Below are 7,683 nucleotides of genomic sequence, written 5' to 3'. Positions count from 1 at the left end.
GCGCCTGAAGGCGGCCTTGATCGCAGCGTTTAGCTCTGCGCGCGTGTGGCAGGTTCCCGGAGTTTGACATGATTCAACACCTGATGGGTATAGGTATGCGCGTCCATCAGGCTCAGAACTTCGCCGCCGGGAATACCAAAAGCACGGCGACAACCTGCTTCAAAAAGCCGTTCGGCTATGACGTCCGAGGCCGATTGGCTCATCTTCATGTCTTCAACCATTTACGTCTTTTACAAGATATCCATCGCGGATCTGCGGGGTTTTCATGTTAAGCGCCCGGCCCGCCACCAGATTGCGCAGCATCTGTGCTGTGCCGCCGCCAATGGTGAACATGCGCGCATCGCGCAGCATACGCTCAACCGGTGAATTGCGCGAATACCCGCGCGCACCGATCATCAGCCCGCCTTCGCCCAGATAGCTTATGAAACCGCCGATGCCGTTGAACTCACCCCCCTCAATCACGCGGGCGAAGATCAAATACAGCTGTGAGACGCCGCCACCCGTGATCCAGTGTTTCTTGCCACTCAAGACCCAGGTATCACCGTCGCGCACCGCTTATATCTTCATCTGGCTCAATTGTGGTTCCGCTTTGGCAAGGCAAAGAGGCGTCATTTCCAAACCTGCGCACTCGACAGGTGCAGCGCTGAGGAACTAGCGGTCAATGGCATACTTCTTTTCGATGACCCGGAAGCCCATCGAAATGAGGAAGACAATTGCCATGTAAAGCACGGCTGCCGTCACAAAACCTTCGAAGGTCACATAATAGCTTATGTTCAGCTTCCGACCCGCGCCAAGCAGATCAATGATGGTTATCGTGGATGCCAGAACGCTGCCATGCAGCATGAAAATCACTTCGTTGCTGTAGGCGAAAATTGAACGCCGATAGGCGATTGGCAAAATAATTCTACGGATCACCTGAAACTCTGACATTCCCATGGCATGTGCCGTTTCGATAAGGTTTTTCGGCACCTGGCAAATCGCGCCTCTGATGATCTCGGACGCATAGGCGGCGCTGTTCAAAGAGAACGCGATAAGCGCGCAAACATAGGCGTTTTTCAGAAACACCCACAGAAATGACTCTCGGATGAAGTCAAACTGACCCAGCCCGTAGTAGATCAGGTACAGCTGAACCAGCAGCGGAGTTCCCCTGAAGGAATAAGAGAACCAGTACGAAATACGCCCGGCAATTGGCACGTTGAACGCCTGGGACATGGCCAGAGGCAAGGCAAGCAGACCACCGACAATCAGGGATACCGTAACCAGCCAGATGGTATTCCACAGGCCCATCGCAAAGAGCTGCCAGTTTTCGAGAATAAGTGAAATGTCCATGATATCATTCCCCCGATTTGTGCGAATACCGGCGACTCAGGCTGCGCAGGCCAACGTCAGACAGCATTGTCAGCAGGAGAAACACGATGAAGCTGACCATCAGAAAGAGAAACGGCTCTCGGGACGCACGGCCAGCTTGATTGGCGTTGTAGACCAGATCCTGCAAACCGATGATCGACACAAGCGCGGTGGTTTTCATCAACACCAGCCAGTTATTGGTGAAGTTCGGCAACGCATGGGGAATGATCTGGGGCCAAATAATTCTGCGCAGATATGAGCTGCTGGGAATTCCCAAGGCTTGCGCCGCCTCGATCTGCCCCTTGGGGATTGCAAGGAACGCCCCCCGGAACGTCTCGGTCATATATGCGCCAAAGATGAAGCCGATGGTGAAAGAGCCCGCCAGAAAGGGACTGATTTCGATATACCCCCAAAGGCCGGTCGCAAAGCCAAGCTCATTGATCGCGATCTGCCCGCCGAAGAACAAAAGCAGCATCAGCACAAGGTCCGGAACACCGCGAATGAGTGTGGTATAGAGCCCCCCGGCCGTTTGCAGGGCCCAACTGTGGCTCAGCTTGCAGCTTGCACCGACGATGCCAAAGAAAACAGCCAATGCAAGAGAGGTCAGTGCCAGACCGATCGTAGTCCACAGACCGCCCAGAACGGACGGCAGATACTCGATGAGAACATCCATTTGGCTATTCCTTTTGGCGGGAGTTGCCCGAGCCGCTCACGGCTCGGGCTGGTCACTTACTGACCCCAGATATCGAACGAGAAGTAACGATCGTTGATTTCGGCATAGGTGCCGTTTTCCCGAATGGTCAGGATGGCTTGTGAAATCTTGTCACGCAGTTCCGCATCGGACTTCCGCATCGCGATACCAACGCCATCGCCGAAATATTCCGGATCTGCATAGTGTTCGCCAAACAGCGCAAACGGTTTGCCGTCGTCCGAGGCCAGAAAGCCAAGCTCGGTTGCGATCGAGCCCACAAAGGCAATGTCAATACGACCTGCGATCATATCCAGATAGATCTCTTCGTTGGACGGATATTCGGTGACGACCAGCTCGGGACGGGCACCGGCGATAAAGTCAGCCTGGATCGAGCCCCGCAGCACGCCCACGGATTTCCCGTTCAGCGATTCATCATCGGTGTAGTTCTTGTCGATTGGGCCAAGAAACTGGCTGGTTTCCACATAGTAGGGGCGGGTGAAATCAACGACGCGCGACCGATCCTCGGTGATCGACATGGACGCGAGGATGCCGTCAAACCGACGCGCCTGCAGCGCGGGGATCAGACCGTCCCAGTCCTGTTCGACCCAAACGCATTCCGCGTTGAGTTCCGCGCAGATCGCTTCGCCGATATCAACATCAAAGCCGGTCAGATTGCCGTCGGCATCCTTGTAGGTGAACGGCTTGTAGCCCGGCTCGGTTCCCCAGCGAATGGTTGTTTCTTGCGCCTGAGCGAGTCCTGCCATCAACGTAAGTGCGCTGGCCGCGACCAGGGTTAAAGTTTTTTTCATTGCATCCTCCTATGCAGATTGAATTAGTCCCGCGCGCGGGAAATGAACTCTGCCCAACGGGCAGAATATTGTTCCGGATTGTCGAACACTTCACTCGGTGTGCCGTCCGCAGCAACGCGGCCTTTTTCAAGGAAAACCACGCGTGAGCTCACTTCGCGTGCGAAACCCATTTCATGGGTCACAACCAGCATGGTCCGGTGCTCTTCGGCCAGTTTTTGCATCACTTTGAGAACTTCGCCGACCAGCTCAGGGTCAAGCGCCGATGTCGGCTCGTCAAACAGGATCAGTTCCGGTTCCATCGCCAGCGCCCGGGCAATCGCAACCCTTTGCTTCTGACCACCTGAAAGCTGCGAAGGCATGTAATCCTTGCGCTCGTACACGCCGACCTGCTGCAAATAATGCTCGGCCCGCTCAATGGCCTCTTTCTTGGCAATCTTCTCGACCTGAATCGGCCCTTCGATGACATTCTCCAGGGCGCTCATGTGGGGCCAGAGGTTAAAGCTCTGAAAGACCATCCCCATTTTCGTCCGGAAATGTTTCAGCTGCTTTTTGTCCGCCGCATGAAGTTGGCCATCATGCCCCCGTCGGCACACCAACTCTTCCCCACCCAGCGAAATGCTACCTTCGGTCGGTGTCTCCAGAAAATTGATGCAGCGCAGAAAGGTGCTTTTGCCCGAACCCGAAGACCCGAGAATAGCGATCACATCCCCGGGGTTGGCGTCCAGAGAAATGCCTTTCAGAACTTCCAGCGCACCAAAGCTTTTGTGGATGTCTTTTGCCGAGAGGAGGGGTGTTGTCATGAGGGTGCACCTGAAGGTTGGGAATATTCCGACCGGGCGATCAGAGCCGAAGCGCCCGGGCTGCAATATTCGCTGTCATTGCGAAGCGTATGATTGATCGACAATGCCATAGGGGATCAGGCCAACACCTTTTCGATTTCCTTAAGGGTGTTTTCGACCTCGGCATCGGTATTGTAATGTGCCAGCCCGACCCGGACGACGCCTTCATCCAGCGGCAGGTTCAGGGATCGGGCCGGTTCGTAGGCATAGTTGTGGCCATGCCAGACCTGAATGCCCGCCTTGGCCAGCGCGGTGGCAATGGTCGCCGGGTTCCGGTCCGCATGGCGGAAGGAAACAGTGGGCACGCGCTCGCCAATCCTGTTCGGATTGGTGATGCCAAAAATCTTGACGCCCGGCAGGCTTTGCAACCCGTCGATAAAGCGGTTCGTCAGCGGCTCTTCATAGGCGCGAGAGACGTCAAACGCATGAGTGATCAGTTGCCGTCGGTCGCCTTCGCCGCCACACAACGCGCCAAGATCCGCAAAGTAGTCGACGGTTGCGGACAGACCGGCCATCAGCTCGAACTGCGAGCTGCCCAGTTCGAAACATTCCGGGCTGGCATCGGACACGCAGCGGCCCTTGTAGGGATAGAGGTTGCTCAGAATCTCTTCCTTGCCCCAGAGGATACCCAGATGCGGGCCAAAGAACTTGTAGGCCGAGCAGACAAGGAAATCACATCCCAGTGTATGGGCATCCACCGAATGGTGCGGTGCCAGTTGCACGGCATCAAGATAAACCAGCGCCCCGGCATCCTTGGCCAGCTTGCTGAGCGTCTGCACATCGTTGATCGAGCCGGTCATGTTACTGGCATAGTTCAGCGCCACAAGACGGGTCCGGTCGGTCAGTTGCGCGGCCAGATCCTCGGCCTCGACCTGCCAGCTTTCCTTGTTGAAATCGACCCAGCGGATTTCCAGGCCCTTGTCCTTGGCAATCTCCAGCCAGGGGCCGACATTGCCTTCGTGTTCCATCCGGGTGATCACGATCTGATCGCCGGGTTTGAAATCGCGGCAGATGCTGCGGGACAAGTGGAACGTCAGCATGGTCATGCTTTGGCCGATGATCACCTCGGCCATCGATTTGGCCCCCAGAAAGGTGGCCATGTCTTCATGCGCCTTCACCCAGACCTGATCGCTGGCGATGCTTGTCCGGAACATACCGCCCGCGTTGGCGGTGTCGTGCAACATATAATGCGAAATCGCATCCACGACCGATTTTGGCACCTGCGACCCGGCGGGGTTGTCCAGATAGGCTCTGGCAACGCCCTCATCCGTCAGTGACAGCGAGGGGAACAGACCGCGGACCTGCGAAATTGGAAAAGACACTTATGTGATCCCTTTTGAATTTTGGGCTTTCGAGAGTTGGAAGGCAGTATTCGCGGCATCAGGGATCGGTAAAATCATCCTAAAGGATTACGCTGGCTCTTTCCGGCGCTTGCATCTCGCTCGGCTTGGTCGTTAGACAGGGGGAGGAAGATGTTGAAATGACCACAGACACCAACCCGACACGCCATCAATCCCAGTATCCGCCAGTCACCGATGCCAGTGTCATACGGTTGATCGAGCTTGTCGGCAGCGAACAGTTTCTGCCCGAACTTGTCGAATTGCTTGCAGCGGAATTCGGGCATGATGTGTTTGATATCGTGCTGTATCGACAAAGCTTTGCCCCGGTGCCGCTGGCCACCCATCCCAACCCCTGCATTTACGAGCGTGGCCTGCAGAACTTTGTGAACTACACCTATGTCATCAATCCGATCTTCCGGGCCTACAAAAGCGGCGTGATCTCGGGCGTGTATCCGATTGCGGATTTTCTCAGGAATGACGATCAGGCCGTTCTGGAAGAAAGCGATGTGGACGTACACATTGATGAGGCCGAGATCATTGGCTATCGCACGCCCGGCTGGCCCAAAAACATGGCCGAGGTGGTTCTGATCATCAACCTGCCCAACGGGTCGGCGGTAGATTTCAGCTTCATGGTCGCACGCGAGGGCCGGATGGCGGCGGACTGCCGGGCGGCGCTGGAACGGCTTTTCCCGTTTCTCAATGCGGTGGTGCAGCGGCAGTTTCTGATTGATCCGGGCAGCCTCGACACGACCGAGCAGCCGCTTGACCGCGAAGACAGGTTCAGAAGTTTCGGGAATGACACCCTGACACAGCGGGAACAGGAAGTGGCGCAGATGATCCTTATCGGCCACAGCAGCAACTCGATCTCGATGTGTCTGGATATCTCGCTGCCGACGGTCAAGACGCACAGGCGGAACATCTATACCAAACTGAACATCTCGTCACAGGCAGAGCTGTTCAATCTGTTCCTGCTGCATATGCAGTGATCGGAACGACGCTCAGGCGGATATTTCCTTGCAAAGCTTTGTCAGTATCTCTTCCAGAATTTTTTGGGCCCGCGACAGGCGGGCACCGGCCGGAAGAACGGCTTCGAAACTGGTTTCATAAGAATACCGGTCAGCGCCGATCGGCTTAATCGCACCTGCTTCCAGCAAGGTGGCGGCCGACTGACGTGGCAGATGGCCGATGAACTTGCCTGACAGGATCGCGGCAGCGACCCCTTCCATGTTGCCGCTGTGGATCGAGTTCTGCTGCGGGCGCATTTGTCCCGGGCGCAGCACGCCCCCGTAATAGGTGCGCGAGACATAGTCGAACGCATCGATGTCGATATCCCCCGGTGCCGCGTCAAACAGGGGATGCCCCTTGCCGCAATACAGGTCCTGCCGTTCGCCGAACAGATGTACATAGCGCAGACCCGGCGCATGGTTGGGGAAGGTGTGAATGCCAAGATGCAGCTTTTGTTCCAGCACCTGCCGTTCAATCTCAAGCGGTTCCAGCACGCTCAGCCGCAAGGACACCGCTGGCATCTGTTCGCGCAGTTCGGACAACAGGCGGGCATAGGGGAATTCCGGGTTGCCCAGCAGCGCATCGGCGGTTGCGATGCGCAGCTCGCCCGAAACCTCACCGCGGATTTCCTTGACCCGACCCACGAAATCTTCGCAATTGCCCAGCAGGGCCTTGGCGATCTGATAGATTTCCTGACCCTCTTCGGTCAGTGCAAAACCCGCCCGCCCGCGTCGGCACAGGCGCATGCCCAGACGCGTCTCAAGATCGATCATCTGGGTGCTGATCGTCGACTGGCTGACATTCAGCGCAATCTGCGCGCGTGAGAAGCCGCCAAATTCGGCAACCGTCACGAAGACCCGCAACAGATGCAGATCCGGGCTGGATAAAGAGGTCAACATTTGTTGCAGCTATAACCGTCAATACATACATGCATCATTAGGCGTTTAATAGCGGTAAGTAAATGTGAACCTTGATCTCAACACTGCAATATGAGGTCAAAACCGTGACGACATTCAAATCCCCCGCACCGGACATGTTCGCGCCCCGATATTCCGAACTGGCGACGTTCATGCGGGCTCCGCTGGCTGAAAACCTGACCGATATTGACATCGGACTTGTCGGGATTCCTTATGACGGCGCATTGACCAACCGCCCCGGCGCCCGCCATGGCCCACGCGAGGTGCGCAACCAGTCCAGCCTGATGCGGGCGATCAACCATGTCACGCGCGTCAATCCCTATGAGCTGTGCCGCGTCGCCGATGTCGGTGACGTGCGCTTCAACTCGGTCTTCGATATCGAAAAGACCCATGCCGAGATCACCGATTTCATCGCGATGCTGGTCGCCGCCGATGTCATGCCTCTGTCCTGCGGCGGCGATCACTCGGTCAGCCTGCCGATCCTGCGTGCGGTCGCGAAAGAGCCGGTCGCGCTGATCCATATCGATGCTCATACCGACACCTGGGACAGCTTTCAGGGGTCGAAATTCAACCACGGCGCCCCGTTCCGCCGGGCGCATGAAGAGGGGCTGATCGACCCGCATAAAACCGTGCAGATCGGCATTCGCGGGGCGCAGAACGTGTCGGAAGGCTGGGATTATTCCGAGCAGGCGGGCATGCGCGTGATGTTCGTGGAAGAGGTCCAGAAACGCGGCA

At 56.6% G+C, this 7,683-nt stretch carries 10 protein-coding genes; 2 read left to right on the top strand and 8 right to left on the bottom strand.

What is annotated here, in order from left to right:
* Nucleotides 1-29 precede the first annotated feature (29 nt).
* The 7 genes from MPJ51_RS11720 to MPJ51_RS11690 all read right to left on the bottom strand — a co-directional run bounded on the left by MPJ51_RS11720 (nt 30) and on the right by MPJ51_RS11690 (nt 5,008).
* Nucleotides 30-221 carry a hypothetical protein gene (locus MPJ51_RS11720; RefSeq protein WP_298386583.1) on the bottom strand — a complete coding sequence of 64 codons (192 nt, stop codon included), beginning with the start codon at nt 219-221 and terminating at the stop codon, nt 30-32.
* Entirely contained in the window at nt 214-552 is a 339-nt protein-coding gene (locus tag MPJ51_RS11715; RefSeq protein ID WP_298386571.1) for an acyl-CoA dehydrogenase family protein, read from the bottom strand. Before MPJ51_RS11715 ends, MPJ51_RS11720 begins: the two co-directional genes overlap by 8 nt.
* 99 nt (nt 553-651) lie before the next feature.
* A complete protein-coding gene (locus MPJ51_RS11710; protein WP_298386568.1) occupies nt 652-1,329 on the bottom strand; it encodes an ABC transporter permease subunit in 678 nt (225 codons plus the stop codon).
* A 4-nt stretch (nt 1,330-1,333) separates the two neighbouring features.
* On the bottom strand, nt 1,334-2,020 hold the full coding sequence (locus MPJ51_RS11705) for an ABC transporter permease subunit (RefSeq protein ID WP_298386566.1): 687 nt from the start codon (nt 2,018-2,020) through the stop codon (nt 1,334-1,336).
* Nucleotides 2,021-2,076: 56 nt separating this feature from the next.
* Nucleotides 2,077-2,847, bottom strand: a complete 771-nt coding sequence (locus tag MPJ51_RS11700; RefSeq protein WP_298386563.1) for a transporter substrate-binding domain-containing protein — start codon at nt 2,845-2,847, stop codon at nt 2,077-2,079.
* Between the two features lie 23 nt (nt 2,848-2,870).
* Entirely contained in the window at nt 2,871-3,647 is a 777-nt protein-coding gene (locus MPJ51_RS11695; protein ID WP_298386580.1) for an ATP-binding cassette domain-containing protein, read from the bottom strand.
* Nucleotides 3,648-3,763: 116 nt separating this feature from the next.
* Entirely contained in the window at nt 3,764-5,008 is a 1,245-nt protein-coding gene (locus tag MPJ51_RS11690; protein ID WP_298386560.1) for a cysteine desulfurase-like protein, read from the bottom strand.
* A gap of 158 nt (nt 5,009-5,166) precedes the next feature.
* Here MPJ51_RS11690 and MPJ51_RS11685 point away from each other — a divergent pair, with 158 nt between their 5' ends.
* Nucleotides 5,167-6,012 carry a helix-turn-helix transcriptional regulator gene (locus MPJ51_RS11685; protein ID WP_298386557.1) on the top strand — a complete coding sequence of 282 codons (846 nt, stop codon included), beginning with the start codon at nt 5,167-5,169 and terminating at the stop codon, nt 6,010-6,012.
* A 12-nt stretch (nt 6,013-6,024) separates the two neighbouring features.
* Here the strand turns inward: MPJ51_RS11685 and MPJ51_RS11680 are convergent, their stop codons facing one another.
* A complete protein-coding gene (locus MPJ51_RS11680) occupies nt 6,025-6,930 on the bottom strand; it encodes a LysR family transcriptional regulator (RefSeq protein WP_298386554.1) in 906 nt (301 codons plus the stop codon).
* A gap of 104 nt (nt 6,931-7,034) precedes the next feature.
* Between MPJ51_RS11680 and MPJ51_RS11675 the strand changes: the two genes are divergently transcribed.
* A partial coding sequence (locus MPJ51_RS11675) for an arginase family protein (RefSeq protein WP_298386551.1) occupies nt 7,035-7,683 on the top strand: 649 nt, incomplete at its 3' end.

Source organism: Ruegeria sp., from assembly GCF_028066395.1.
Taxonomy (GTDB): Bacteria; Pseudomonadota; Alphaproteobacteria; order Rhodobacterales; family Rhodobacteraceae; genus Ruegeria.
Note: the sequence above shows the minus strand (reverse complement) of the source record. Positions and strands in the feature narration are given on the sequence as shown.

What these genes read in the sequence shown, in the direction of transcription:
- MPJ51_RS11720 (WP_298386583.1), bottom strand. Translation starts at nt 221, where the DNA reads ATGGTTGAAGACATGAAGATGAGCCAATCGGCCTCGGACGTCATAGCC.
- MPJ51_RS11710 (WP_298386568.1), bottom strand. Translation starts at nt 1,329, where the DNA reads ATGGACATTTCACTTATTCTCGAAAACTGGCAGCTCTTTGCGATGGGC.
- MPJ51_RS11705 (WP_298386566.1), bottom strand. Translation starts at nt 2,020, where the DNA reads ATGGATGTTCTCATCGAGTATCTGCCGTCCGTTCTGGGCGGTCTGTGG.
- MPJ51_RS11700 (WP_298386563.1), bottom strand. Translation starts at nt 2,847, where the DNA reads ATGAAAAAAACTTTAACCCTGGTCGCGGCCAGCGCACTTACGTTGATG.
- MPJ51_RS11695 (WP_298386580.1), bottom strand. Translation starts at nt 3,647, where the DNA reads ATGACAACACCCCTCCTCTCGGCAAAAGACATCCACAAAAGCTTTGGT.
- MPJ51_RS11685 (WP_298386557.1), top strand. Translation starts at nt 5,167, where the DNA reads ATGACCACAGACACCAACCCGACACGCCATCAATCCCAGTATCCGCCA.
- MPJ51_RS11680 (WP_298386554.1), bottom strand. Translation starts at nt 6,930, where the DNA reads ATGTTGACCTCTTTATCCAGCCCGGATCTGCATCTGTTGCGGGTCTTC.